Raw genomic sequence first — 26688 nt, 5'->3', positions numbered from 1 at the left:
CTGATGCCCAGTCAACGCCGAGCAGTTTTCCTGGATCACACCTCTCTGGATCTGGGGGATCTCGACCTCGCGCCGTGGCGTGACACCTTCAGTGAACTGGTGCTGCATCCGAGCACCACAGCCGATCAGGTGGCCGAGCGTTTAAAAGATGCCGACGTGGCCATTTCCAACAAGACCATGATTGATGCCGACACGTTCGCCGCCTGCCCGAAGTTGAAACTGGTGCTGGTGACGGCCACCGGGGTCAACAATGTCGACCTCGCTGCCGCGCGTAAACACGGTGTGGTGGTGAGCAATTGTCAGGGCTATGGCACGCCTTCCGTGGCTCAACACGCAATGATGTTGCTGCTGGCGATGGCCACCCGCTTGCCTGACTATCAAAAAGCGATTCAACAGGGCCAGTGGCAAAAATCGAAGCAGTTCTGCTTGCTGGACTTTCCCATTGTCGAGCTGGAAGGCAAGACACTGGGGCTACTGGGCCATGGCGAACTGGGCGGTGCGGTCGCGAAGCTGGCGGAAGCCTTCGGCATGCGCGTGCTGTCGGGTCAGATTCCCGGTCGTCCTGCCCGCCCTGATCGCGTGCCACTGAATGAGCTGCTGCCCCAGGTCGATGCCCTCACCCTGCACTGCCCGCTCAACGAGCACACTCGGGACATGATTGGCGCCCACGAGTTGAGCCTGCTGAAACCCAAAGCCTTCATCGTCAACACCGCGCGCGGCGGCTTGATCAACGAGCAGGCACTGGCCGATGCCCTGCGCAACGGCCATCTCGGCGGCGCGGCCACCGACGTGCTGACGGTCGAGCCCCCGGTTAATGGCAATCCGCTGCTGTCGGGCGATATTCCGCGCTTGATCATCACGCCCCACAGCGCATGGGGCAGCCAGGAAGCGCGGCAGCGCATCGTCGGCCAGATCAACGAAAACGCTCTGGCGTTCTATGAAGGCAAGCCGGTCAGGGTCGTGAGCTGACACGCAGCGCTTTGCAGGCCCGCCACTCCGTCGCACAGGGCACGTGCGCGGCGCGGCAGGCCTGTTAAACTTCGCCCTTTTTTTCAAGGAGCCGACGATGGACCCGCGCAGTGAAGTGTTACTCCGGCAGGCCGGTTTGTTTCAGGGCTCCTTGTTGCTGACCGGCCTCCCCGCCGACGATCTGCTAAGCACGCTGCCCAATGCACGTGGCTGGAGCTGGCACGCTGGCGACTTCGACACCCTCGGTACGCGGTTTCCCGAGCGCGTGCACTTCGGCACCGAAGCACCGGCCGAACCCTTTGAAGCGGCGGTGCTGTTTTTGCCCAAGGCCCGCGACCTCGCCGATTACCTCATCAACGCGCTCGCTTCGCGTCTGGCCGGACGTGAGCTGTTTCTGGTCGGTGAAAAACGCGGCGGCATCGAAGCCGCGGCCCGCCAGCTGAGCCCGTTCGGACGCACGCGCAAGCTCGACAGCGCGCGTCATTGCCAGCTCTGGCAAGTCACCGTCGAAACGCCTCCGCCAGCCGTTGAACTCGACAGCCTGGCCAAACGTTTCGACATTGAAATCGAAGGCGGCGCGTTGAAGGTGGTGAGTCTGCCGGGCGTGTTCAGCCACGGCCGTCTGGACCGGGGTTCGGCTCTGCTGCTAGAGAACATTGATCGGCTTCCCGCCGGCCATCTGCTGGACTTCGGCTGTGGCGCGGGCGTTCTCGGTGCGGCGGTGAAACGCCGTTACCCCGAAACGACAGTGACGATGCTGGATGTCGACGCGTTCGCCACTGCCAGCAGCCGCATGACCCTGGCTGCCAATGGCCTCGAAGCCGACGTGCTGACGGGCAACGGAATCGACGCCGCGCCGCACGACCTGGACGCGATTCTGACCAATCCGCCGTTTCATACCGGCGTGCATACCGACTACGCCGCGACAGAGAACCTGCTGAAAAAAGCGCGGGAACATCTGAGAAAAGGTGGTGAACTGCGCTTGGTTGCCAATAGCTTCCTGCGCTATCAGCCGATCATCGAGTCGCATCTGGGGCCTTGCGCGATCATGGCCGAGGGCCAGGGTTTCCGGATTTACCGTGCGAAACGTGCGTGATAATTAGCGCTTGCCGAACGGCAAACGGCTAGGCAGAATCCGCACCGTCCTAGGGGAGTAGTCTCCCACGAGCGCCATGCTCGTCCGGCACGCATCAACATACTTGGTCCTCAGACCATGGTGCGTGCGACCCCAGATCCGCTCAGACGGATCGGTGGTTTGACAAGACCTATGACACGAACATCCTGACCCGGGGCGGGGAGGTTGTACGTGTCATAGCCGTGTTGACCCGCCCCTTAGGAAAACCCTGATGCTGGAATCCCTGTTGGTCCCCACCGCTGTCGTCGCACTGGCTGAAATCGGTGACAAGACCCAACTCCTCGCGCTCGTTCTTGCCGCTCGCTTCCGCAAACCCTGGCCCATCATCGCAGGGATTGTCGCAGCCACGCTGGCCAACCATGCTGCGGCCGGTGCCGTTGGCGCATGGTTCAGCAGCTATCTCTCCGACGCCGTCCTGCACTGGATCCTGGCCGCCAGCTTTACCGCCACGGCGCTGTGGACGCTGGTTCCGGACAAGCTGGACGATGATGAAGCCAGTACCAGTCGCAAGTTCGGCCCCTTCCTGACCACGCTGATCGCGTTCTTCATCGCAGAAATCGGCGACAAGACGCAGATCGCGACCGTCATGCTGGCGGCGCAATACCCAAGCTTGTGGCTGGTGATCCTCGGCACGACGCTGGGCATGTTGCTGGCCAATGTGCCGGTGGTGCTGGCGGGGAATTTCGCTGCGGAGAAACTGCCACTGACGCTGATCCGTCGTCTGGCAGCAGGGGCGTTCTTCATTCTGGCGATCGTTGCGGTGTACAAGGCGATGCAGATCAGCGGCTGGGTGTAGTCACAGACCCCATGCCCTTGCAGGAGTGAGCTGGCTCGCGATGCTTTTCAATCGCTCCGCAGATACGCGGCGACCGTTCGAGGATCGCGAGCAAGCTCACTCCTACAGCGTTTCATGCACGCACCCGCTCCGAAAAACGCCGCGCCAGCTCACCTATCGGCGTCAGGCGCTGATCAACCCTTCGGCGCCTGCTGATACAACGGCATCACTTTCGGAATCGCCGCCTGCAGCGAGGCGATCCGGTTGGACGAAGCCGGGTGGGTGCTCATGAACTCCGGCTGCGACGCGCCGCCTTGGGCTTCCATCTTCTGCCACAGCGTGATTGCGGCATTCGGGTTGTAACCCGCGCGAGCCGCCAGTTCGAGGCCCAGCAAATCCGCTTCGTTTTCATTGGCGCGGCTGTTCGGCAGCGTCAGGCTGTAATCGACCACGGTGTCGGCCAACGCCAGACTGTCCTGCCCCAATCCCAACAAGGCACCGGCACCCTGCTTGGCCATCTGCACACCGTAGGCCTTGGACATCGCTTCACGACCGTGTTCGCGCAGCGCGTGAGCGATTTCGTGGCCCATGACCGCTGCCAGTTCATCATCGCTGAGCTTCAGGGTATTGATCAGGCCGCTGTACACGATGATCTTGCCGCCAGGACCGCAGTTGGCGTTCAGCTCGTCGCTCTTGATCAGGTTGACGTCCCACTGCCACTGCGCCGCGTCGGGCCGTAATTTCGGCGCCTGGGCGATCAGTCGCTTGGCGATGGCCTGAACGCGCTTGCCCTCGGCGCTGCTGTTGTCGAGCACGCCTTTGGATGACGCTTCACTGACCGTCTGTTGATAAGACTGGGCGTACATCTGGTTGACTTCGTCAGTCGACAGCATGCTGAACATGTATTGCTTGCGCTCGACACCCACCGAATCGCCGGTGGTGGTATTGACCGCCTGACACCCGGCAACCAGCAACGCTGCCGTCACGCCACAAAGAGCAAAAATCCTGCGCATCTCGTATCTCCATTGAAACAATCGCGCCATCCTAGGCAATACGCAGGCTGAGCACCAGATGCCAGCCGTCTGCCATGTTAAAAGCCGCAAGGAAATTGCGCCTGTGTAACAGCAGCGAAATAACGGAATAGCGATTTGAACCGAGCCAGAGCGGATTACAACGGCGTCAGGCATTCCGGTGCGTTGAGCTTCGGGTCGTTCACCAAGTTGGCCAGCGGCCGTTCGCGCAGTTGCGTTTGCGGGGCGGCGAGCAAGGCCTGCAAGGTGATCAGCGGGCAGTCCGGAGCAAGCCAGGCGCGCTGCCCTTCTTCGTCGAGAATCAACGGTCGACGCTGGTTCATGGCCGACTGCGTGACCACGGCAACGCTCAGGTAGGTGTGGCCTTCGACGGGATAGGCTTCCCAGATCGCCGCGAAATACAGCGTCGATCCTTCCGCCGGCGTCAGCCAGAACGGCCGCTTGCGCACGCTGCCACGCCACTCATAAAAGCCGTTGGCCGGCAGCAGGCAGCGTCGTTCACGAAAGGCCTGCTTGAACATCGGTTGCTCCGCTACGGTTTCAGCGCGAGCATGGGCCGGCGTGCGCGACATGTCGGTCAGCCAGGGCGGCGTCAGCCCCCAACGTGCCCGCGCCACTTCGCGCCCGCGTTCCGCGCCCTCCTCGACCTCGCCCGTAGCCGCCCGGACCATCAAGACAGAAGCGGCAGGAGAAATATTCCACTGCGCTTGCTGGTCGCTTGGAAATCCGGGCAAAGCCGCAAAGGCAGGCGACCAACGAAACAGCGCATAACGTCCACACATGGGTTCAGCACAACTCTTTTTGAAAGCGAATGAGGCGCGCGCGAACCGGATTCAGCACAGCAACACATCGGGGTAGCTGTCCGGCTCGTCACCGGGCAGCGGGAAGGCGGCATTGTACTCGGTGATCAACAGACGCGCCCGCTCGGCCTGATCATCCTCGACCGTCAGGCCCAACAACCCGAACGCCGGCAAATCCCCAACGGCGCCCAGTAAATGACGCCCGGTGATGTGGGACTCGATGCCTTCGCTGGCGAGCATGGCCTGCAGCAGCTCACCTTCCATCAGGTGTTCGGGCTCATAAATCTTGCGCATCACTCGTTCTCGCTGCGGACGTCCAGCGTCCATTCTTCTCCATCGGTCTGCAGGCTGAAGATGATCGGCCGGCAGCAGACGGAACAATCTTCAATGTAGGTCTGATCGCCGCCGGACAGATCCAGCACCGCTTCCACCGGTTCGCCGCAATAAGGGCAGTCGTAATCCTGTATTTCCTGCATCGCAGTCTCCGGGCCCAGTTTTGCGTATAATCGCCGACTTGTTTGCCGGTCGAGCTTTATTCCTCAGCATCCGGGCATCAGCCTGAGTCGACATCTTCAGCGAAGCCGCTTTATCGAGCGGCCGCCGCCCAGGCACCACGCCTGCGGTGTCGTGACTCGCTGCGGCACCGGACTCGACCTCCTTTACCTTAGCCGTTTCCGACAAGAGAGCATGATGGGCGAATTCGATGCCATCCGACCATACGACGACACCGAAGTAAAAGCCGTGCTTGATCGGCTGCTGGGTGACAAGGCGTTCCTCGCGATCCTCACGCATTTCCGATTTCCGCGTCTGGCCGGCTCCCTCGGCTGGATTCTGCAGCCGGCCATCGCGCGCAAGCTGCGTCGCCAGTTCGCCGGTATCGATACCGTCGCGGCCTTGCAGGACAAGGTCGAGCATTACGTCGACCACACCATCGAACGCGCCACTGACGGTGTGACCTACACCGGCGTCGAGCAGTTCAAGTCGGGGGTGGCGTACCTGTTTCTGGCCAACCACCGGGACATCGTGATGGACCCGGCTTTTGTCAACTACGCGGTCTACCACGCGGGCCTGCCAACCCCACGCATTGCCATTGGCGACAACCTGCTGCAAAAGCCCTTCGTCAGCGACCTGATGCGCCTGAACAAGAGCTTCATCGTGCACCGCTCGATCATCGGGCGTCGCGAGAAGATGGCGGCCTACCAGTTGCTGTCGGCGTACATCAATCATTCGATCCGCAATGACTGCCAGTCGATCTGGATCGCCCAGGCTGAGGGCCGCGCCAAAGACGGCGACGACCGCACCGAATCGGCCATCCTCAAGATGTTCCACATGAGCCGCAAGGACGAGCCGTTTGGCGAGGTCATTCAGTCGTTGAACCTGACGCCGGTGTCCATCAGCTATGAGTACGATCCGTGTGATCACGCCAAGGCGCGGGAGCTGTACATCCGCGCCACCACCGGCAGTTACACCAAAGTGCCGGGCGAGGACGACGTCAGCATTGCGCTGGGGATCACCGGCTACAAAGGCCGCGTGCACGTGAACTTTGCCCCGCCGATCACCGAGCTGTTCGAGGACACCAAATTGCTGGCCATCGAAATGGATCGGCAGATCCTCGGCGGCTATCGGCTGTTCCCGGTGCATTACCTGGCGTACGCGCAGTGGGCTGACGCCGACCCCGAACTCAAGGTGCCGAAGGCCGCCGAGGTGTTCCCGGCGGACGAGCTGGAGCGTGCGGAGGATGAATGGCAGCGCCGCCTCAATGGCTGCCCCGCCGAGCACCGTCCGTTTCTGATTCAGCAATACGCTATGCCGGTACGCAATCAGTACCGGGTGAAGGCCGGTTTGCCACTTTAAGGCCGCCTTCCCTTCCAAGAATAAACGGCGCTCTCAGGGCGCCGTTTTTCGCTGTGCGCCTCCGTTGGTTGTCGATACCCGCCTTCACAAATGTGTCACCGCTGACACACTCAAGCGTAAGACTGGCTTGCTAGGGTCGTCGCCTATCCAAACGAGTGAAGGCGTACGCTATGCGATCCAGCAAACCGGTTGCCCATGTGATGGTGTCTTCCCTGGTACTTTCGTTGCTCGCCGTGTCGGTTCAGGCAGCGAGCCGTGCGGGAGACGACACCATCAACGGTGTCGACCTGCTTTCCGGATTCGACACGCTGTGGACGACCGGTGCGACCTGGGACACGGGCACACCCACCGCCCTGGGTCAGAGCCTGCTACGGCGCAACCTGCAAATCGTGGTCGACCGCGCCAACACCCGGACCCTTGCCCAGGAAACAGCCGCCTACTTCGACGACCGTCGCGACCAGAGCTATAGCGCAATCAGCGGCCTCGGCTCGTTGAGCGCTGCCTTCAAAGCGGGCGCTGGAGCCTTCACGACCATCACCCAGTTCGACGACAGCAACAAAACCGTCAAATACGACGACAAAGGCAACGGCGCAGGCAGTTCGTCTTCGGCACTGGGCAAAGTCGTCGATCTGGTCAGCGCTGTGCGCAACGATGCCTCGACCACGCCCGCCAAATCCCACTATTTGTATCCGCGACCGTGGCGGCAAAGTCTCGACGGCCAGAGTCTGGCCTTCGTGGTGGCGCCCTCCCTGCGCCCGGCAGAAAGCACCACGCCGGCCAGCGACTCGGGATTCCCCAGCGGCCATACCAACGCCGCGTACCTGTCTTCATACGCCCTGGCCTACGCGATTCCCGAGCGTTTCAGCGAGTTGATGCTGCGCGCCTCGGAAATTGGCGACAACCGCATTGAGGCCGGCATGCATTCGCCGTTCGACGTGATGGGCGGGCGCATCACCGCAACCTATTTCGCCATCGACAACCTCTCCAACCCGGCCAATGCCCAACTGCGCGCCGATGCTCGCGCACAGGCACTGAGCTATTTCACGGCGCAGTGCGGCGGTGACGTCAACAACTGCATGGCGACCATCGACCCGGCGACCGATCGCACGTCTCAACACGCTCAGGACAAGGCGCTGTTCACCTCGCGCATGACCTATGGCTTCGATCCGGTGGGCCCGACCAACCTGGCCGCCGTGGTGCCGACCAACGCCGAAGTGTTGCTGGAAACCCGCTTCCCGTACCTGGACGCCAGTCAGCGCCGCGAGATTCTGGCAACCACCGAGATTACGTCCGGGTACGCGGTGATCGATCAGTCAGGGGGCTACGGCCGTCTGAACCTGTACGCAGCGGGCGATGGGTATGCGGCGTTCAACTCCAACGTCACGGTCAACATGGACGCCAGCCTCGGCGGCTATAACGCCATCGACGCCTGGCGCAACGACATCAGCGGCAGCGGCGGGCTGATCAAGAACGGCAGCGGCAATCTGATCCTGACGGGCGACAACACGTACTCGGGCGGCACGGTGATCAACGGTGGCGTGCTGACCGGCCATGCCAAGGCATTCGGCAGCGGAACGATCACCGACAACGCGACGCTGGTACTCGATCAGTCGACCAACGACACCCTCGCCAACACCCTCACGGGCAACGGTGCGTTGATCAAACGGGGCGTTGGCTCGCTGAACCTGACCGGGAACAACAGCCTGTCCGGCGCAACGACGGTGCAAGCAGGTCGGCTGGCGGTCAATGGCAACCTGGGCAACTCCATCGTCAGCGTGCAGCAAGGCGCAACGTTGGGCGGCAATGGCACCGTCGGCGGCATCAATGTCGCTCAGGGCGGCGTGGTGGCACCGGGTAATTCGGTCGGGCAACTGAACGTCAATGGTGACGTGAACCTTGCTCAGGGCTCGGTCTACCAGGTCGAATCGGACGCCAACGGCAAAGCCGATCGCATCGTCGCCAGCGGCCGTGCGACCCTCAATAACAGCACGCTGTCGCTGGTTGAGGGCGGTAACTGGGTGGCCGCGAGCCGTTACTCGATCCTCTCGGCAGCCGGTGGCGTCAGCGGTGCATTTGCCAACGTGCAAACCAACTTCGCTTTCCTCACTCCGACGCTGAATTACACGGCGACCGATGTCGGACTGACGCTGGACCGCAACGCACAGACCTTCGCCAGCCTGGCGACGACCCGCAATGCCAGAGCCGTCGCGCAAGGGCTGGACAGCGCAGGGGCTGGCAACGCGCTCTGGGGTCAGGTGGTGCAGGACGACGCGTCGACCGCGCAGGCCACGTTCAAGGCGCTGTCCAATGAGCTGCATGCGTCGACCCAGTCCGCGCTGATCGAAGACAGCCGCCTGGTGCGCAACGCGGTGAACGATCGCTTGCAGCAAGCGCAGTCGGCACCGGCACTTCGCGGCACGACGCAGACCCTCGCCGGAGATGATTCCCGTGGCGTGGTGTGGACTCAGGCCATCGGCGCGACCGGCAAAATCGACAGCACCGGTGACGTTTCGGGCCTCGATACGCACACCAGCGGCTTGTTGTTCGGCGCTGACGTGCCGCTCGACGAGACCTGGCGCGTGGGTGCGCTGGCCGGTTTCAGCAACAGCAGCTTCGACCTGCGCCATGCCTCCGGTTCCACTGACAGCGACAACTACCATCTGGGCGTGTATGCGGGCGCCAAGTGGGGCCAACTGAGCCTGCGCCTCGGCGCGGTCCGCACTTGGCACGAGCTGACGGCCAAGCGCACGCTGGACTTGCCGGGTGCTTCCGAGCGTTTCAAGGAAGATTACAACGCAGCGACCAATCAGGTGTTTGGCGAACTGGGTTACGCCATCGAGCTGGGCAACGCGCAGGTTGAACCCTTCGCCAACCTCGCCCATGTGCGACTGGACACGGACTCCTTCGATGAGAACAGCAACGCGATCAGGCTGGAAAACAAGTCTCAGGACAACGACATCACCTTCAGCACCCTCGGCCTGCGTGCCGCCACGCGGTTGAACGCTGGCACCGTCGCGATCAAACCCAACGCGACACTGGGCTGGCGTCGAGCCTACGGCGACGTGACGCCAGAAAGCCGTGCGGCCTTCAGCGGCGGCGACACTTTCGAACTCTCCGGCGCACCGATTGCCCGCAGCGCAGCGGTCCTTGGCGCAGGTGTCGATCTGGGGTTGAGCGACACGCTGAGTGTCGGGCTCAGCTACAACGGACAGGTGAGCAACGATGCGTCGGATCAGACGTTGAATGCGCGGGTGACGCTGGCTTTTTAAGCGATCAAAGCTTGGTGCTCACCCACGACAACAATAGCGCGAACGCCAGGCACGCCGTGCCGAACCGATAGCTCAGGCGGATCATGCGCAAGGTGGGCACATCCATCAGGTGCATGGGCTCGTCGATCGGGGCTTGCTCGGTGAGGTGGTGCAAGTGGGCCATCTCTCGCTGCTCGCGAGTGCGGGTGGTATGGAGCAGCCAGATGCCGGGGCCCGCAGCGAGCAAGGCGCAGAGGTTGACGGCGAGACCGGGGGCGTGATGGATAAGCGACATGGTGCCTCGATGGCGCCTGGTTCTTGGGCGCCGCAGACTCGGTTTGGATCTGCCGCTCACACTAATCGCTGTCACCTTAACGTCACCTGAACCGGGCACTGTGTGGGACCTCAAACCGACCCACCGCCACGGAGAGCGTCATGCTGCACGCCCACAACCAGGACCGCCTTTACCTCATCGCCCCCAGCGACGAACAGGAAGCATTGATCGACGCGCTGGCGTTCAACGTCCAGGACAGGCACTGGCTGGTGTATTGCGCCCTTGGCGGCCATGCGCACAACGACCTGCCGGAAGTGGATCTTCAAACCGGTTTCAGTTTTCTGGATTTCTATCAGGCGGCTTGAGTGCGCCGCGATGAAAATCCCGAGTGCCCTCCCGCTGAATGAACAAAAGCCCCGGCTTCTCGCGAAACCGGGGCTTTTTGTTTATCAGCATCAGGCGTTGAGCTTATTGGCCGAGGGTGCGGCCAATGGTCTGATCCTGGAACAGGCGAGTCAGGGCGTCGCTGAGCACGTCGCTGATCAGCTTGGTATTGGTCTCTTCGTTTGGCGCCATGCCGAAACGTTGATCCATCGAAGCCGCATAACGGCCGCTGTAGTTACGACCGCCATTCTGAACGTCAGCGCGGAACGTGGAACTGATGTTGGCTTCGGTGACGTACAGGCCTTCTTTCGGCGACTGATACTTTAGGTCAGCCAGGGTGACGGTCAACTGCGGGCCACTGCCGTTTGGCACGGGCGTGAAACCGAGCAACCGCACACCTGCTTCAGCCTGAGCCTGCAACCTTGGCAGCAACTGCTGACCGTTGACAGTGATCGAACTGGTTTCCGGGTACAGGCCACCACGGGTGCCCAGCTGCTGCGACTGACGACCGTCAACCACGCGCACGACCACTTGCTGGCCGTGACCGACCGGAGCCAGTTGAGCGTTCAGCTTGGGTTCCGGGGTGAGGGATTGCGGGCTGTGGGCACAGCCCGCCAGGGTCAGACTGCCAGCGGCAAGCAAACCGAACAGAACGCGACGCAACATGCTCATTTCTCCATGGGCCAAGGCACAAAATGTGCCGCAGTATAGCGACCTCCCAAGGCCGCTCACTAGGGTAAACATACGACAAAGTGCCATTGCAGCGGTTCCGGCCAGGCAGGAATGCTCCCGCGGTCAAAATGAACACAATTGCGCAATCGCAACGTCACAGCGGTGTCATGCCTGGCGGCCATACTTTTTTCAACTCTCCAGCAAGGAGTCCTGCCATGGACTTTCTTTGGTCGTTGTTCTCGCTGCGCCGCCGTCATCGCCACTATGCACGTCTGGACACCCACGGCATCTGCCTGGCGTTCAAGCACTGCGCCGAAACGCCTTGCGGTCAGGGCTGGGTCGAGGTCCACGAGGCAAACCTGTGCTGGCTGCAGCGCCCGCTTCCTGCGAGCGCCCGCGTGACTTCCCGGTCACGTGCGATTACCGCCCGGCATATGCTCAGCATCTGACCAAAAGCCGAATAAAAGTCATTTTTCCTGGATCATTTCTGACCGTTTCATCGCTATAATCTTCCCCCGATTATAAGGACGTCTCCTGATCGGGCCTCGCAGCATCGTCGATAACCACTGTCGACTCCTCCGTACCGCCCACAGAGAGCCTTCCACACAGACATGTGCAGCCCGATGTGGCCGCGGCGCAGACGCCGGATCGTCGATCCATTCGATCGTCCTGCGCCAGTCCTTGCCTCACATCGCGTATGAACCTGATCTGCCAGAGCTGCCATCGCGCAGCCCTTTTTGAGGTTCGCGTCTCCAAAAGAGCGTGAAAAAAACGGGTTTTCACAACTTCACAAGAGTGTGGCAAGCAAATGAATAGTTTCGCGTTTGTAAATGCACCGTTAGCGTCTGACCCAGCCCCCTTGCAAAGGACCGACCGCAACGCAGTCTCCGTCAAAAGAGCCTGAAGCCTGTCCGCTACGGATTTGGTTGCACAACCGGACGCCTTGACGATAGTCGAATGGCTGCACGGGCCGAAAAATGCGTTCATGCTTGCCTCATAAAAGCATCAACCAGGCTCGTTCGGTGGCGTCCGCTGAAGATGCAAAAAATTGCGAAGAATCGGACATGGCGATCCCGGCCAGGTTGAACGAGGCACTGCGCGAACACCGCGCCGCCCGAACCTGGCGACTGACCACGGGAACGCATGCCGTCAATTTGGTGCTGCAGATTTTGGAGACGCGTTAATGGCGTATAACGAAGCAGTCGACGTAGTGCTGGTCGGGGCAGGCATCATGAGTGCCACCCTCGCCGTACTGCTCAAAGAGCTGGACCCGAACCTCAAGGTTGAAGTCGTCGAGCTGATGGATTCCGGTGCTGCAGAGAGCTCCAACCCCTGGAACAACGCGGGCACCGGCCACGCCGGGCTGTGCGAGCTGAACTACACGCCGGAAGCGGCCGATGGCTCGATCGATACCAAAAAAGCGATTCACATCAACACCCAGTTCGAGGTCTCGAAGCAGTTCTGGGCCTACCTGGCCCGCAAAGGCACGTTTGGCTCATCGCGCTCGTTCATCACGCCGGTTCCGCACCTGAGTTTCGTTCAGGGTGAAAAGGGCATGGCGTACCTGAAAAAGCGTTACGAAGCCCTGCGTACCCACCACTCCTTCTCCTCCATGGAATACACCGAAGACAAAGCCAGACTGGCCGAGTGGATGCCGCTGATGATGCCTGGCCGTCCTGTCGATGAGCCTATCGCAGCGACCCGGGTCATGCACGGCACCGACGTCAACTTCGGCAACCTGACCAACCTGCTGCTCAAGCATCTGGCCAGCGCACCCGATGCGCAGGTCAAATACTGCAAACGGGTTACCGATCTGAGCCGCAAGGGCGACGGCTGGACCGTCACCATCAAAGACGTGAACAGCGGCAGCACCCGTGACATCGACGCCAAATTCGTGTTTCTGGGCGCGGGCGGTGCAGCACTGCCATTGCTGCAGATGTCCGGCATCGAGGAAGGCAAGGGTTTCGGCGGCTTCCCGGTGAGCGGCCAGTGGCTGCGTTGCGACAACCCTGAAGTGGTCAAGCGCCATCAGGCCAAGGTGTACAGCCAGGCGGCGGTGGGTTCGCCGCCGATGTCGGTGCCGCACCTGGACACCCGCGTCGTTGACGGCAAGACCTCCCTGCTGTTCGGCCCGTACGCCGGTTTTACCACCAAGTTCCTCAAGCACGGTTCGCTCATGGACCTGCCGCTGTCGATCCGCGCGGCCAACATCGCGCCGATGCTGGCGGTGGCCCGCGACAACATGGACCTGACCAAATACCTGATCAGCGAAGTGCGGCAGTCGATGGAGCAGCGGCTCGATGCACTGCGCCGTTTCTACCCGGAAGCCAAAGCCGAAGACTGGCGTCTGGAAGTGGCCGGCCAGCGCGTACAGATCATCAAGAAAGACCCGAAAAAAGGCGGCGTCCTGCAGTTCGGTACCGAGTTGGTGTCGGCGAAGGACGGTTCCCTCGCCGCACTGCTGGGCGCCTCGCCAGGCGCTTCGGTGACGGTTTCGATCATGCTGGATCTGATCGAGCGCTGCTTCCCGGACAAAGCCCGCACCGAGTGGGCCGCCAAGCTGAACGAGATCTTTCCGGCGCGTGAAAAGGCACTGGAAACCGATGCGCAGCTTTATCAGCGCGTCAGTGCCCAGAGCGACGCCAGTCTGGATCTGGCGCAGAACAGCGCAGCGGCAACGTTCGCCTGATCGCTGGCCTGCTCTAAGAAAGCTGTAAAACAAAACCCCGCCACATCAGGCGGGGTTTTATTTTTTGCATTAGGCCGGATTGGCTGTAGCCGCAAAGCAATTTTGCGGCTTGAACATCACTTCATCACGAATCTGACGGAATACGCCTGCATCGAGTTCGTGCCTTTGATCACCGAGGCAATGCACTCGGCTGGGACCTTCCCGATTGATGTGCCCGTTGCAGATTTCTCCGGCGCCGGCGTGATCGAGACCCAACTGAACGTCACTGAGTGGGCCGCCCTGAACTCACAGACTTTGCCCTCCCCGCTCACGCGGAAGCTCGCCGCATCATTGCGCGGATTCTTCAGCGGGATGGACACAGACGCGGTGGGTGCGTCAGCCGAAAAGCCATAGCCGGTGTAATCGGCATTGGCCGGCGCCCAACTGGCCCATACCAGCGCGAGGTCGGTGCCAGACTGATTCCACATTTCGATGTTGAGCTGGATTTTGCTGGGATAAGCCGCCTGAGCGGATACTGCCGCAACCATCATGGTGATGACGGCGATACTGCGAGTGACGTAATTTCCTATCGTTTGCATGTCATGAATTCCCTTTCCAATCATTAAGGCGAGCGTCCTGCTCGCGTCCTTGTGAACGGTGTCACAGGTCTGATTATGGTTTGACGCACGGCTTTCGGTAGTCGCAAACGCCGAAGGCTGCGGTAGGAAGGGTCTTTCGATTATGTAGTGACGGGGTGGAAGCAGGAACCTGCTGAATAACCGGAGGGGAGCATTGGGCGCCGGAGGATGGCGCCCGGGAATTGCATGATTCAGCCTTTAGCGTTCTTGATCAGCTCAATGTATTCGTCGGCGTTGCGTTGATCCTTGATCAGCGTAACGAAGTCATCGCCGTGCTCGTCTTTGCCGTCGAGGTCGTAACCGGCTTCCTTGAAGAACGTCAGAAAACGCCCGAAGTCGTCGACGCGCAGGCCACGGTAGGCCTTGATCAGCTTGTGCAGCGAAGGCGAAGTGGCGTCGACCGGTTCGAAATCGAGGAACAGCTTGATCTGGGCGTCGCCGATTTCATCGCCAATCACCTGCTTCTTATCTTTACGCATTGCTGACTCCAACTGACTTGCGGGACATATCACGGGCGGGCAGTTTACCCCCCGCCCGGCCGCGGGCTCAACGCGCGCGTACGCTGCCGGTGTGCAGGTCAGCCCAGACGTGACCGTTGGCATAGCTGAGGAACTGGCAGTAGACCTTTTCGTTACGCAGCAAATCCACGAGCACGCGGTATTGCGTTGCCGGGTAATACAGCGTCAGCGTGCGCGAAGGTTCGTCGTAGGTCGGTTTTTTCAGGCTTTTGCTTTCGCCGTCGAAGTGGATCAGCACGTCGGCAATGGTCGCCCCCTTGTTCATGGGTTTGCCTTTGAGGCGCAGGATCAGCGGTGAAGTGACCGGGATCGGCTGCTGATTCGACTGCCGCTGGCTGCCGACCACCACCGAATACTCGGTGATCTGCAGCAATTGCTGCTGCTCGGGTTCGCCCTCGCGCACAGACAACTCGTCCGGCGGCAGGTATTGCGCGTGCATGGGTTCAGAGAAGGCGGGGAGTGGCAGCGTCAACAGCAACATAAACGCAGCGGTACTTCGAAACGATAACGTCATGGGCGCCTCCCGAAAAAGTGGGGGGCACTCTAGCATGCGGAGTCATGCCGCCCCTCCACACTCTCCGGTCCCTGCAACACCCGAAATCTTTGTTGACTGTGGCATCTGTGGAGCGAGCAAGCTCACCCCGACACTATGATGATGCTTGTCTTACATGCCTTTGACGGCATAGATCCCGGCTGCGTTGCGCCAGTAGCCTTTGTAGTCCATGCCGTAACCGAAGATGTAGCGGTCGATGCAAGGCAGGCCGACGAAATCGGCCTTCAGGTCAGGACGCGCCTTGCGGTCGTGGTCCTTGTCGATCAGCACCGCGGTGTGAACAGCGCGCGCGCCGGCATGTTTGCAGAAGTCGATGATCGCGCCGAGGGTGTGACCTTCGTCGAGGATGTCGTCAATGATCAGCACATCACGGTCGATGAACGAGACTTCGGGCTTGGCTTTCCAGAACAGGTCACCGCCGCTGGTTTCGTTACGATAGCGGGTGGCGTGCAGGTAGGACGCTTCCAGCGGGAAATTCAGATGAGTGAGCAGCTTGCCGGCGAAGATCAGGCCACCGTTCATGACGCAAAACACCACCGGGTTACGGTCGGCCAGCACGCCATTGATTTGCTCGCCGACGCGGGCGATGGAGGCCTCGACTTCGGCCTCGTTGTAAAGGCAGTCAGCCTCGCGCATGACTTGACGGATATGCTCGAGATCAGCGGACATGACTCTCTCCAAGGGGGCTGTGTAAGGAAAAGCGGGCAAAGGTACGCATCCGCCGACATCAGGGCAAGTGTTTCTGGACTAATGTTGCACTGCCGTTCCAGAAATGTCGGCGCCCGAACCTAACCGTAAGGACAAGTTACAGCTGAATAGATTAATCTAAGCCGTTTTTTTTGCCCGCCCGCTGGAGCCTTTCCCCTATGCCCATTCGTGAGATCCGCCATCCGCTGATCCGCCACAAGCTCGGCCTGATGCGCCGTGCCGATATCAGCACCAAGAATTTTCGTGAACTGGCTCAGGAAGTCGGCGCGCTGCTGACGTACGAAGCGACCAAGGATCTGCCGCTGGAAACCTACGAGATTCAGGGTTGGGCCGGCACGGTTCAGGTCGAGAAGATCGCCGGCAAGAAGATCACCGTGGTGCCCATCCTGCGGGCCGGCATCGGCATGCTTGAAGGCGTCCTCAGCCTGATCCCGGGCGCCAAGGTCAGTGCCGTGGGCGTCGCGCGCAATGAAGAAACCCTCGAAGCCCACACGTATCTGGAAAAGCTCGCTCCCGAGATCGACCAGCGTCTGGCGCTGATCATCGACCCGATGCTCGCCACCGGTTCCTCCATGGTTGCCACCATCGACCTGCTGAAAAAAGCCGGTTGCCGCGACATTCGCGCGATGGTCCTGGTGGCTGCGCCGGAAGGCATCGCCACGGTCGAGAAGGCCCACCCGGACGTCAACATCTATACCGCGTCCATCGATCAGCAACTGAACGAACACGGCTACATCATTCCGGGCCTGGGCGACGCCGGCGACAAGATTTTCGGCACCAAGCAGAAGGACGCCTGATGAAGCCGGATGAGTTCAACGATCCACTCTGGCGCACGATCTTGTCGGGCGCGCAGATGCTGTTCGTGGCATTCGGCGCGCTGGTATTGATGCCACTGATCACTGGCCTCGATCCCAACGTGGCGCTGTTCACGGCGGGTCTGGGCACCTTGTGCTTCCAGGTGGTGACAGGCCGTCAGGTGCCGGTCTTCCTTGCGTCGAGCTTTGCGTTCATTACCCCGATCATCCTCGCCAAGGGCCAGTTCGGTCTTGCTGCGACCATGGGCGGCGTGATGGCAGCGGGCTTTGTCTACACTTTCCTTGGCCTGGCCGTGAAGGTCAAAGGCACCGGCTTCATCGACCGCCTGCTGCCGCCGGTGGTGATTGGCCCGGTGATCATTTCCATCGGTCTGGCGATGGCACCCATTGCCGCCAACATGGCGATGGGCCGGACGGGTGATGGAGCCGCTGAGCTCATCCCATACAACACCGCCATCATCATTTCGATGGCGGCGCTGCTGACGACGTTGATCGTCGCGGTGTTCGGCAAAGGCATCTTTCGCCTGGTGCCGATCATCTCGGGCGTACTGGTGGGTTTTGCGCTGTCGTTCTATTTCGGCGTGGTCGATGTAGCGAAGATCGCCGCCGCACCCTGGCTGGCTTTGCCAGACTTCACGGCGCCGGAATTCAACTGGCAGGCCATCCTGTTCATCGTGCCGGTGGCACTGGCTCCGGCCATCGAGCACATCGGTGGCGTGATTGCAGTGGGCAGCGTGACGGGCCGTGATTATCTGAAGAAGCCCGGCCTGCACCGGACATTGCTGGGTGACGGCATCGCGACCACCGTGGCCGGCGCTTTCGGTGGCCCGCCCAACACCACCTACGCCGAAGTCACCGGCGCGGTGATGCTCACGAAAAACTACAACCCGAAGATCATGACCTGGGCGGCAATCTTCGCCATTACCCTGGCGTTCATTGGCAAGTTCGGCGCGTTGCTGCAAAGCATTCCGGTGCCGGTCATGGGCGGGATTCTGTGCCTGCTGTTCGGCTCGATCGCGGCGGTGGGCATGAACACGCTGATCCGCCACAAGGTTGATCTGGCCGAAGCGCGCAATCTGGTGATCGTGTCCGTCACGCTGGTGTTCGGCATTGGCGGCGTGCTGATCGGCACCGGCAACGGCCCTGATGATTTCGGCATGAAAGGCATCGCGCTGTGCGCCGTCACGGCCATCGTGCTGAACCTGATCCTGCCGGGCAATGACGCGTGGAAGAACAAGCACCTGGATGATCAGCTGCCGTAGTTCTACAGCGTTATGAAAAGGGGGCATCATTCACGTGATGCCCCCTTTTTTTGGGATTCTGTGGGAGTAGCTTAGATTTGCGGCATACACCGAAACTGTGGGAGTGAGCTTGCTCACGAAGGCGGCGCATCAGGTTCATCAATGCCGCTTGAGCAGACGCATTCGCGAGCAAGGTGGAACGCCACTCCGGTCGCTCCCACGGGGAATGAACACAACACCTAATTTCAGGTTATTACACCACCATCGCCGGTGCCTTTTCGCACAATGTATTCAGCGCCTTCGCCCAGTTCGGGTCGTCATTGAGGCATGGAATAAGCACCAGCTCCTCGCCCCCGGCTTCCCTGAACACTTCAGCCCCGCGATCACCAATTTCTTCCAGCGTTTCGATGCAGTCCGCGACAAACGCCGGGCACATGACCAGCAGTCGCTTCACGCCTTGAGCAGCAAGCTCCTCCAGATGCGGTTCGGTGTAGGGTTCGATCCACTTGGCGCGGCCCAGGCGCGACTGAAACGACACTGACCACTTGCCATCGGCAATCCCCATCAGCTTGGCGAACTCTGCCGCTGAGCGCATGCACTGCGCGCGGTAGCAGACCGCCAGGACCTCGGGCGACGCTGTTTCGCAGCAGTTGCCGCTTTTGAAACAGTGATTGCCCGTCGGGTCGAGCTTGGTGAGATGCCGCTCGGGCAAGCCGTGAAAACTCAGCAACAGATGATCGTATTCCTGCTGCAAATGCGGTCGCACACTGGCCACCAACGCGTCGAGGTATTCCTGCTGATTGAAGAACGGTGTCAGCAGCGAGAAATCGAAATTCAACTTTTTGTCACTGACGACGCGTTTGGCTTCTTCAATCACCGTGGTCACTGTGCTGTCGGCGAACTGTGGATACAGCGGCGCCAGGGTGACCTTTTTGATGCCCTGGGCTGCCAGGCGCGTGAGCACGGTCTCGATCGAGGGCTCGCCGTAACGCATCGCCAGTTCGACCGGGCCGTGTTTCCATTCCTTGACCATGGCCTGCTGAAGTCGCTTGCTCAGCACCACCAGCGGCGAACCCTCGTCCCACCAGATTGACGCGTACGCATGGGCCGACTGCTCCGGGCGCTTGATCAGAATCAGCGAGACGATCAAGCGACGTACTGGCCACGGCACGTCAATAACGTAAGGGTCCATCAGGAACTGATTGAGGTAGCGGCGCACGTCAGCGACCGACGTGGACGCCGGTGAGCCCAGGTTAACCAGCAATAAAGCGTGATCGGTCATGCAACACCTTGATGTCAGTGGCGGCCCAGAAGATTTTCCAGGGCTGCGCGCAGATCAGTGAATCGGAAAGTGAAACCCGCCTCTTGCAGACGGTCTGGCCGAGCGCGTTGACCGCCCAGCAGCAGGATTGACAGCTCGCCCAGCAATAAGCGAAGTGCTACGGCCGGCATCGGCATGAATGATGGTCGGTGCAGCACGGACGCAAGCGTCTTGGCAAAATCCCGATTGCGAGCCGGTGAAGGCGCGCAGGCATTATATGGACCTCGTGCGTCATCCCGGTTCATCAGAAAATCAATCAGGGCGATTTGATCCTCGATGTGAACCCACGGCATCCACTGGCGTCCGTTGCCGATCGGCCCGCCCATGCCCATCTTGAAGGGCGGCAGCAGGCGTTGCAGCATGCCGCCTTCGTCGGCCAACACCAGACCGGTGCGCACCAGCACCACGCGAATGCCCAGCGTTTCCGCACGTTGCGCGGTTTCTTCCCAGGCAATGCACAGGCGACTGGCGAAATCCTCGCTGACCGGTTGCGCGTCTTCGTCGAGTTCGCGCTCACCGCCATCGCCATACCAACCTACGGCGGAACCGGAAATCAACACGCCGGGTTTCTGCTCGCGGCGTTCAAGCCAGGTGACCAATTGCTCGGTGAGGGTAATGCGACTGTCCCACAGCAGTATTTTCCGTTTGCGGGTCCACGGGCGATCCGCGATGGGCGCGCCGGCCAGATTGACCACAGCATCGACGTGCTGACTGCCGATGTCATCGAAGTGTGCAATCCCGCGAACACTGGCGCCGCATAGCCGCTCCACTTCCTCGGGTTTGCGACTCAAGACCGTCAGTTGATGGCCCTGCGCGAGCCAGTGTTTACACAAACGACGCCCTATCAAGCCTGTACCGCCGGTCAGCAAGATGTGCATGACTGAGTTCCTTACGTGGCGTTCATCGCAATTGCGGAGTCTATTTCTTCACAAGCCATGAGCTCGTGCGCGGAATGATCACTCAACTTTAGGTCAAGTTACGGCGCTCCACTCCACCGCTGTTCTTTAGGACAGCCCGATCGTGCAGTTGAACGATTGCAGCAAAGCGTCAGACTTGTCAGCGAGCCCTTGGAAGGTCCGCGTCCTGCCTCTGCAGGGCGACAACTTATACCGAAAAACGGCATTGTACAGCTTTTGCCTGAGGCGTAGTCTGTGCAGACAAGGTAACGAGGCCCCTATGACTGTCCCCATTGCAATCATCGGTACCGGCATCGCCGGACTCTCCGCCGCCCAGGCGCTGCAAGCCGCCGGGCATAGCATTCATCTCTTCGACAAGAGCCGCGGCAGTGGCGGCCGCATGTCCAGCAAACGCAGCGATGCCGGCGCACTGGACATGGGTGCGCAGTACTTCACCGCCCGCGATCGCCGCTTTGCCGCCGCCGTGCAGCAGTGGCAGGCCGAGGGCCACGTGGCCGAGTGGAAGCCGCTGCTTTACAACTTTCATGGTGGAAAACTCAGCCTGTCGCCCGATGAGCAAGTGCGCTGGGTCGGCGCGCCGCGCATGAGTGCAATCACCCGGGCCATGCTCGGCGACCTGCCGGTGACGTTTTCCTGCCGCATCACCGAAGTCTTTCGTGGCGAACAACACTGGAATCTGCTGGATGCCGACGGCCAAAGCCATGGCCCGTTCAGTCATGTCGTCATCGCCATTCCCGCGCCCCAGGCCACTACCCTGCTGGCCGACGCACCGAAACTGGCAAGCGTTGTGGCGGGCGTGAAAATGGAGCCGACCTGGGCCGTCGCGCTGGCCTTCGACACCCCGCTGGATACGCCACTTGAAGGCTGCTTCGTGCAGGACAGCGCCATCGACTGGCTGGCCCGCAACCGCAGCAAGCCCGGACGCGACAGCCAGATGGATACGTGGATTTTGCACGCCACCAGCGCCTGGAGCCGTCAGCATGTCGACATGCCCAAAGAAGAGGTCATCGATCAGTTGCACGGCGCATTTGCCGAGCTGATGAATTGCGCAATGCCGGCCCCGGCGTTCACCCTCGCCCACCGCTGGCTGTACGCTAGACCGGCTGGCGGGCGCGAAGTCGGCGCGTTGTCGGATGCGGATCTGGGCCTTTACGTCTGCGGCGACTGGTGCCTGTCAGGTCGTGTCGAGGGCGCATGGCTGAGCGGCCAGGAAGCCGCACGGCGTTTGCTGGAACACCTCAAATGAATCGACTCAATCCGCGCAAGCTGCTGCTGTCGAAGTGGACTGCAGCATCCCCTCAACATCGTGAGAAGCACTTTCTGGTCACCGAACTTTTTTGTGATGAAGAAGGCACAGTGCTGGAGATTGAGCTGCAGGCGGTGATGACCAAACGCAGCCAGAAGCTGCCCTGGCAGACGCTGCAAAATGACCAGAGCTGGAAGATGGGCTGGAAATAATCCCCTCCAAATCGTCCCACCACCCCCGTAATTTCAGCTAAATCCCCGCATCTTGTCGTTTCATTCCGCGATCTTGTACAAATTATTTGACTTGCACTGCCACAAACCTATCATGGGCAAATGTTGTACAGAGAAACGAATCTGTATAAGAAGTCCATCGAGGGTTTGTCCATGTCTGCTGTACTCGATCATTCATCAGATCAAGCCTCCAAACCCAAGTTGGGCGTCAGCGCCTGCCTGATGGGTGTGGAGGTCAGGTTCAACGGCGGGCATAAGGAATCTCACCTTCTGACCCGAGCCCTCACTGAATATTTCGATTTCGTGCCCGCGTGCCCCGAAGTCGCCATCGGCATGGGCATTCCTCGCGAAGCCATCCGTTTGGTGGGTGACCCGGAGCATCCCCAAGCGGTCGGCAGTGTTCACCACGCCATGAACGTGACCGAGCAACTGGCTGATTACGGCGAACACATGGCCACCGAGATGTCCGACATCTGCGGCTACATCTTCATGCAGAAATCGCCGTCGTGCGGCCTGGAGCGCGTGAAGGTTTACCGCGACAACGGCGTGCCGTTTGAAACCGGCGGACGCGGCATTTATGCCCAGGCGTTTTGCGCACGCCACCCTGATCTGCCGGTGGAAGAAGACGGTCGCTTGAACGATCCGGTCCTGCGAGAGAACTTCATTACCCGTGTGTTTGCCTATGCCGCCTGGCAGACGCTGCTGAAAAACGGCATCACTCGCCGCGCGCTTACCGAGTTTCATGCCCGCTATAAATACCAGCTGATGGCCAACGACCCCATCCAGTACAAGACGCTGGGGAATCTGCTGGGCACCATGGGCCGAAATGACCCGGCCGAGATCGCCCCGCGCTATTTCAGTCAGTTGATGAGCGCGCTCAAGAAACCGGCGACACGGCGCACCCATACCAACGTATTGCAGCATCTGTGCGGCTATCTGCGCCAGACACTCAGTGCGTCCGACAAGAAAGAAATCCAGGGCCTCATCAATCAATACCACCAGGGCATCGTGCCGCTGGTTGTACCGCTGACGCTGCTCAAACACCATTTCCGTCGACACCCCGACCCGTACATTGCACTGCAGGTGTACCTGCAGCCGCATCCGGAAAACCTCAGTCTGCGCAACGCGATTTGACCATGACCCCTAATGAGCAACAACCGCCGGAAGGCGACCCGCAGGACCCCGCGAGCGCGTTTGAAAACGGCTGGCTGCCGATTCGCGAAATCGCCCGCCTGACCGGCGTAAACGCTGTGACATTGCGCGCCTGGGAACGCCGCTACGGCCTCATCGTTCCCCACCGCACGCCCAAGGGCCACCGGCTCTACAGCCACGAGCATGTCGACCGCGTGCTGACCATTCTTACGTGGCTGAACCGCGGCGTGTCGGTCAGTCAGGTCAAGCAACTGATCGACGATCAGCAGGCACCCGCGCCGAGTGTCGAGAATGATTGGGACATTCTTCGCCAGACCCTTCAGGACGCCATCGGCGCCCTGGCCGAGCGACGCCTGGATGATTCGCTCAACCGCGCGATGTCGCTGTATCCACCGCGCACGCTCTGTGAACAACTGTTACTGCCGTTGCTGGCGTCCCTCGAGCAGCGCTGGCAAGGCCAGTTCGGCGCGCAGCTGGAGCGGGTGTTTTTCTACTCGTGGCTGCGCAGCAAGTTCGGCGCCCGGCTGTATCACAACAATCGTCAGGTCAGCGGCGCGCCCTTGCTGCTGGTCAACCAGTCCGATCTGCCGCTCGAACCGCATTTGTGGCTGACCGCGTGGCTGCTCAGCAGTGCCGATTGCCCGGTTGAAGTGTTCGACTGGCCTTTGCCCGCCGGCGAACTCGCCCTGGCCTGCGAATACCTCAAGCCACGCGCAGTGCTGTTGTATTCCAGCAAATCACTGAATGTCGGCCACTTGCCTCGTCTGCTGCACAACATCGAGTGCCCGAAGTTGATCGTCGGGCCCGCGGTGCGCATTCATTCGACGGAATTATCCGTAGCCGAGGCTGAAGTCTCCGGCCTCTCCCTCGCCGAAGACCCTTTGACCGCCCAGGCCGCGTTGCAGCGGCTGGGGCTCATCTAAGGAATAACCATGCAATTGATATGGCTGCGCAGCGATCTGCGTGTGCACGACAACACCGCGCTGAGCGCTGCCATGGAGCAGGGCCCGACTCTGGCTGTGTACATGATCAGCCCGGGCCAGTGGCAGAGCCATGACGATGCCCCATGCAAAGTCGATTTCTGGCTGCGCAACCTCCGCGAATTGAGCAAGGCACTTGCGGCGCTGAACGTCCCTCTGCTGATGGTCCAGGCAGACACGTGGGCGCAGGCACCCAAGGCGATCCTTACCTTGTGTCAGCAACACGGGATCGACAGCGTGCACGTCAACGACGAGTACGGCATCAACGAGACCAAACGTGATCGTGAGGTGGAGAGCGCACTCGACGGCGCGGGCATTCTGTTTCATCGCCACCTCGACCAGCTGTTTTTTCAGCCGGGCAGCGTGCTGACCAAAAGCGGCGGTTACTTCAAGGTCTTCACGCAATTTCGCAAGGTCTGTTACGCCCGCTTGCATTACTCCATGCCAGCGCTGGTTGCATTGCCCAAGGCACAGCAGAAGCTGTCCATCAAAAGCGATGTCGTGCCGGACGCTGTCAAGGGTTTCGCCGCGCCGACCGAAAGCCTGCGCTCGCTCTGGCCTGCCGGTGAGGACGAGGCGCGTGATCGCCTGCACAACTTCACCGACGAGCAAGTGCATTACTACGATCAAGAGCGCGACTTTCCTGCCAAGCCTGGCACCAGCCAGCTGTCTGCGTACCTGGCGGCCGGTGTGATTTCGCCCCGCCAGTGTCTGCATTCGGCGCTGCGCAGCAACAATGGGGAGTTTGAAACCGGCAATTCGGGTTCGGTGACCTGGATCAACGAGCTGCTCTGGCGTGAGTTCTACAAGCATGTGCTCGTAGGCTTTCCCCGTGTCTCCCGTCATCGCGCCTTCCGGCCGGAAACCGAAGCGCTGAAATGGCGCCATTCGCCGGAGGATCTGCAAGCCTGGCAACAGGGCCGTACGGGTCTGCCGATTGTCGATGCAGCCATGCGTCAGTTGCTTGAAACCGGCTGGATGCACAATCGCCTGCGGATGATCTCGGCGATGTTCCTGACCAAGAATCTGCTGATCGACTGGCGTGAAGGTGAACGCTATTTCATGCAGCACCTGATCGACGGCGATCTCGCGTCGAACAATGGCGGCTGGCAATGGAGTTCATCAACCGGCACCGACGCGTCGCCTTACTTCCGGATCTTCAATCCGCAAAGTCAGTCGGAGCGCTTTGACCCGGAAGGTCGATTCATCAAGCAGTGGGTGCCTGAACTGGCTGAGTTGAACAAGCGCGACATCCATAAACCCACCGCTCAGGGCGGGCTGTTCGGCGTGGAAAGTTACCCCGCGCCCATCGTCGATTTGAAAGCCAGCCGCGAACGCGCGCTGCAAGCGTTCAAGTCGCTGCCCCAGCGCAAGGCCGAGACGCAGGAGAATGGGTGAGCATTCGTCACACCGGTTAGCCGTCCGCTGCGCGGTGATTTAAACTGCCGCCCATGACGACTGTGATCCCTTCGCTTCAACTCCCTGCCGAACCCGCTATCACGTGTTCCACCTGTGCGGCCTGCTGCTGTCAGCTGGAAGTCATGCTGATCACCGACACCGGCGTGCCCGAGCGGTACATTGACACCGATGACTGGGGCGGCGAAGTCATGCTGCGCCTGGACGATGGATGGTGCGCAGCGCTGGATCGCGACACGATGATGTGCACGATCTACGACCGTCGGCCGTTGATTTGCAGGGAATTCGAAATGGGTGCGCCGGAGTGCATTGCCGAAAGAGAAGGGATTGCGACGGCCTATTTGTGATGGTCGCGACAAACAGGAAGCCTAGGGGTTGATGTTCGCCTGCACCAGCCGCGTTGGCTGATACATTCCCGGCCAAAGCCGGTCCTACGAGGTTTTTTCAGTAGGACCGGCCTCAGCCGGGAAGAAGCGGGTGGTACGTTGCAGGTGCGGTTAAACCCGCTCGCGCAATACGCAATCAAACGCTTAGAACGGCATCGTGTAGTGAATCGCGTAGCTTTCGATACCGTCGTTATTTGTGGTCATGCCGCCGTTGGAGTAGTGAGTGGCGCGCAGGCCAACTTCATGTCCGCCCGCGAAGCGCAGACCAAAACCCAGACGGTCTTCAAACTGGAACGCGCTGCCCAGTTTGTTACCTTCCACTTCGGTGCGCTGGAATACAGCGGCGCCGATACCGGCCTCGATGTACGGCTTGACGCTCTCACCCGAGAACTCATAAACGAATACCGGGGAAAAAGACAGGCTGTTATTACTGGAATTCTTGTCGCCTTCCCAGTATGTATAGGCACCGCTCCAGTAGCCGGTCAGGCGACCAACACCGGTTTGCCACCAGCTTTTATCCCAATCAAACTGCGCGCCCAGACGATAAGTCATGGTGGATTCGCCAGTCTGTCCTACGGAAAACTCGACCCCATCAGCTTGTGCAATTGCGCTTTGCCCCAACAAAGCAGCCGCAATCGCAGCCAAACAAAACAGTCGCTTCATCTGAAACATCCTATTTTCGAAAGCAGTTAGAAATTTTTTATATCGACAGAAGTGCTGTAGAAGCCGGCGGCTGAACTTTAGTTCACCCACAGAC

29 protein-coding genes and 1 riboswitch are annotated in these 26688 nt (G+C 60.5%); of the genes, 16 read left to right on the top strand and 13 right to left on the bottom strand.

Annotated elements, in window-relative coordinates:
- Positions 1–3 precede the first annotated feature (3 nt).
- From IFT99_RS12255 to IFT99_RS12245, 3 genes are all read left to right on the top strand, one after another.
- On the top strand, positions 4–969 hold the full coding sequence (locus IFT99_RS12255) for a 2-hydroxyacid dehydrogenase (protein ID WP_192132570.1): 966 nt from the start codon (positions 4–6) through the stop codon (positions 967–969).
- Between the two features lie 97 nt (positions 970–1066).
- Positions 1067–2065 (top strand): class I SAM-dependent methyltransferase, encoded by a 999-nt coding sequence (locus IFT99_RS12250; RefSeq protein ID WP_192132569.1) that lies wholly within the window; start codon positions 1067–1069, stop codon positions 2063–2065.
- Positions 2066–2105: 40 nt separating this feature from the next.
- Positions 2106–2226: riboswitch (yybP-ykoY riboswitch) on the top strand.
- Between the two features lie 89 nt (positions 2227–2315).
- Positions 2316–2900 carry a TMEM165/GDT1 family protein gene (locus IFT99_RS12245; protein WP_074884042.1) on the top strand — a complete coding sequence of 195 codons (585 nt, stop codon included), beginning with the start codon at positions 2316–2318 and terminating at the stop codon, positions 2898–2900.
- Positions 2901–3073: 173 nt separating this feature from the next.
- Here IFT99_RS12245 and IFT99_RS12240 read toward each other — a convergent pair whose 3' ends face one another.
- From IFT99_RS12240 to IFT99_RS12225, 4 genes are all read right to left on the bottom strand, one after another.
- On the bottom strand, positions 3074–3892 hold the full coding sequence (locus IFT99_RS12240) for a M48 family metallopeptidase (RefSeq protein ID WP_122536172.1): 819 nt from the start codon (positions 3890–3892) through the stop codon (positions 3074–3076).
- A gap of 155 nt (positions 3893–4047) precedes the next feature.
- Positions 4048–4692, bottom strand: coding sequence for an SOS response-associated peptidase (locus tag IFT99_RS12235; protein WP_192132567.1), 645 nt, complete (start codon positions 4690–4692; stop codon positions 4048–4050).
- A gap of 51 nt (positions 4693–4743) precedes the next feature.
- Positions 4744–5004 carry a putative signal transducing protein gene (locus IFT99_RS12230; RefSeq protein WP_192132565.1) on the bottom strand — a complete coding sequence of 87 codons (261 nt, stop codon included), beginning with the start codon at positions 5002–5004 and terminating at the stop codon, positions 4744–4746.
- Positions 5004–5186, bottom strand: a complete 183-nt coding sequence (locus IFT99_RS12225) for a CPXCG motif-containing cysteine-rich protein (RefSeq protein WP_192132563.1) — start codon at positions 5184–5186, stop codon at positions 5004–5006. Before IFT99_RS12225 ends, IFT99_RS12230 begins: the two co-directional genes overlap by 1 nt.
- Before the next feature lie 214 nt (positions 5187–5400).
- Between IFT99_RS12225 and IFT99_RS12220 the strand changes: the two genes are divergently transcribed.
- Both IFT99_RS12220 and IFT99_RS12215 read left to right on the top strand, forming a co-directional pair.
- On the top strand, positions 5401–6564 hold the full coding sequence (locus tag IFT99_RS12220) for a 1-acyl-sn-glycerol-3-phosphate acyltransferase (protein WP_192132561.1): 1164 nt from the start codon (positions 5401–5403) through the stop codon (positions 6562–6564).
- Positions 6565–6734: 170 nt separating this feature from the next.
- The gene (locus tag IFT99_RS12215; protein WP_192132559.1) at positions 6735–9833 is read left to right on the top strand and encodes an autotransporter domain-containing protein; all 3099 of its coding nucleotides are present in this window, start codon (positions 6735–6737) and stop codon (positions 9831–9833) included.
- A 4-nt stretch (positions 9834–9837) separates the two neighbouring features.
- Here IFT99_RS12215 and IFT99_RS12210 read toward each other — a convergent pair whose 3' ends face one another.
- Positions 9838–10107, bottom strand: coding sequence for a hypothetical protein (locus tag IFT99_RS12210; protein ID WP_192132557.1), 270 nt, complete (start codon positions 10105–10107; stop codon positions 9838–9840).
- A 140-nt stretch (positions 10108–10247) separates the two neighbouring features.
- Here IFT99_RS12210 and IFT99_RS12205 point away from each other — a divergent pair, with 140 nt between their 5' ends.
- On the top strand, positions 10248–10451 hold the full coding sequence (locus IFT99_RS12205) for a hypothetical protein (protein WP_065991803.1): 204 nt from the start codon (positions 10248–10250) through the stop codon (positions 10449–10451).
- Between the two features lie 103 nt (positions 10452–10554).
- Here IFT99_RS12205 and IFT99_RS12200 read toward each other — a convergent pair whose 3' ends face one another.
- Positions 10555–11136 carry a YajG family lipoprotein gene (locus IFT99_RS12200; RefSeq protein ID WP_065991802.1) on the bottom strand — a complete coding sequence of 194 codons (582 nt, stop codon included), beginning with the start codon at positions 11134–11136 and terminating at the stop codon, positions 10555–10557.
- 221 nt (positions 11137–11357) lie between these two features.
- On the opposite strand from IFT99_RS12200, the gene IFT99_RS12195 reads away from it, so the two are divergent.
- Positions 11358–11591 (top strand): hypothetical protein, encoded by a 234-nt coding sequence (locus tag IFT99_RS12195; RefSeq protein WP_065991801.1) that lies wholly within the window; start codon positions 11358–11360, stop codon positions 11589–11591.
- Between the two features lie 734 nt (positions 11592–12325).
- Positions 12326–13831: a malate dehydrogenase (quinone) gene (mqo, locus tag IFT99_RS12190; RefSeq protein WP_192132555.1), complete on the top strand. Its 1506-nt coding sequence runs from the start codon at positions 12326–12328 to the stop codon at positions 13829–13831.
- A gap of 116 nt (positions 13832–13947) precedes the next feature.
- Here the strand turns inward: mqo and IFT99_RS12185 are convergent, their stop codons facing one another.
- The 4 genes from IFT99_RS12185 to IFT99_RS12170 form a co-directional block, all read right to left on the bottom strand.
- Positions 13948–14409, bottom strand: coding sequence for a hypothetical protein (locus IFT99_RS12185; RefSeq protein ID WP_192132553.1), 462 nt, complete (start codon positions 14407–14409; stop codon positions 13948–13950).
- 230 nt (positions 14410–14639) lie between these two features.
- Positions 14640–14927, bottom strand: coding sequence for a PA4642 family protein (locus IFT99_RS12180; protein WP_192132551.1), 288 nt, complete (start codon positions 14925–14927; stop codon positions 14640–14642).
- 67 nt (positions 14928–14994) lie between these two features.
- The gene (locus IFT99_RS12175) at positions 14995–15480 is read right to left on the bottom strand and encodes a hypothetical protein (protein WP_065991795.1); all 486 of its coding nucleotides are present in this window, start codon (positions 15478–15480) and stop codon (positions 14995–14997) included.
- A gap of 150 nt (positions 15481–15630) precedes the next feature.
- On the bottom strand, positions 15631–16188 hold the full coding sequence (locus IFT99_RS12170) for a hypoxanthine-guanine phosphoribosyltransferase (RefSeq protein WP_037018287.1): 558 nt from the start codon (positions 16186–16188) through the stop codon (positions 15631–15633).
- 197 nt (positions 16189–16385) lie between these two features.
- Here IFT99_RS12170 and upp point away from each other — a divergent pair, with 197 nt between their 5' ends.
- Positions 16386–17024, top strand: a complete 639-nt coding sequence (upp, locus tag IFT99_RS12165) for a uracil phosphoribosyltransferase (RefSeq protein ID WP_065991794.1) — start codon at positions 16386–16388, stop codon at positions 17022–17024.
- The gene (locus tag IFT99_RS12160) at positions 17024–18304 is read left to right on the top strand and encodes a uracil-xanthine permease family protein (RefSeq protein ID WP_192132549.1); all 1281 of its coding nucleotides are present in this window, start codon (positions 17024–17026) and stop codon (positions 18302–18304) included. The genes upp and IFT99_RS12160 overlap by 1 nt, the downstream gene beginning before the upstream one ends.
- Positions 18305–18536: 232 nt before the next feature.
- Here the strand turns inward: IFT99_RS12160 and hemH are convergent, their stop codons facing one another.
- Positions 18537–19565, bottom strand: a complete 1029-nt coding sequence (gene hemH, locus IFT99_RS12155; RefSeq protein WP_192132547.1) for a ferrochelatase — start codon at positions 19563–19565, stop codon at positions 18537–18539.
- Between the two features lie 14 nt (positions 19566–19579).
- On the bottom strand, positions 19580–20482 hold the full coding sequence (locus IFT99_RS12150; RefSeq protein ID WP_192132545.1) for a TIGR01777 family oxidoreductase: 903 nt from the start codon (positions 20480–20482) through the stop codon (positions 19580–19582).
- Between the two features lie 298 nt (positions 20483–20780).
- Here IFT99_RS12150 and IFT99_RS12145 point away from each other — a divergent pair, with 298 nt between their 5' ends.
- The 6 genes from IFT99_RS12145 (at position 20781) to IFT99_RS12120 (ending at position 25892) form a co-directional block, all read left to right on the top strand.
- Complete coding sequence (locus IFT99_RS12145) at positions 20781–21767, top strand: NAD(P)/FAD-dependent oxidoreductase (RefSeq protein ID WP_065991790.1); 987 nt, start codon at positions 20781–20783, stop codon at positions 21765–21767.
- Entirely contained in the window at positions 21764–21979 is a 216-nt protein-coding gene (locus tag IFT99_RS12140) for a TIGR02450 family Trp-rich protein (RefSeq protein ID WP_065991789.1), read from the top strand. Before IFT99_RS12145 ends, IFT99_RS12140 begins: the two co-directional genes overlap by 4 nt.
- A 171-nt stretch (positions 21980–22150) precedes the next feature.
- Positions 22151–23131, top strand: a complete 981-nt coding sequence (locus tag IFT99_RS12135) for a 2-thiouracil desulfurase family protein (protein ID WP_065991788.1) — start codon at positions 22151–22153, stop codon at positions 23129–23131.
- Positions 23132–23133: 2 nt separating this feature from the next.
- On the top strand, positions 23134–24072 hold the full coding sequence (locus IFT99_RS12130) for a MerR family transcriptional regulator (protein ID WP_192132543.1): 939 nt from the start codon (positions 23134–23136) through the stop codon (positions 24070–24072).
- Positions 24073–24081: 9 nt separating this feature from the next.
- Positions 24082–25527, top strand: a complete 1446-nt coding sequence (gene phrB, locus IFT99_RS12125) for a deoxyribodipyrimidine photo-lyase (RefSeq protein WP_192132541.1) — start codon at positions 24082–24084, stop codon at positions 25525–25527.
- Between the two features lie 53 nt (positions 25528–25580).
- Positions 25581–25892: a YkgJ family cysteine cluster protein gene (locus IFT99_RS12120; protein WP_074883972.1), complete on the top strand. Its 312-nt coding sequence runs from the start codon at positions 25581–25583 to the stop codon at positions 25890–25892.
- 183 nt (positions 25893–26075) lie between these two features.
- Here the strand turns inward: IFT99_RS12120 and IFT99_RS12115 are convergent, their stop codons facing one another.
- Complete coding sequence (locus IFT99_RS12115; RefSeq protein WP_065991785.1) at positions 26076–26594, bottom strand: acyloxyacyl hydrolase; 519 nt, start codon at positions 26592–26594, stop codon at positions 26076–26078.
- Positions 26595–26688: the final 94 nt, after the last annotated feature.

Source organism: Pseudomonas sp. CFBP 8772 (genome assembly GCF_014841665.1).
GTDB lineage: Bacteria > Pseudomonadota > Gammaproteobacteria > Pseudomonadales > Pseudomonadaceae > Aquipseudomonas > Aquipseudomonas graminis_B.
This window is presented reverse-complemented; position numbering and strand designations above follow the sequence as displayed.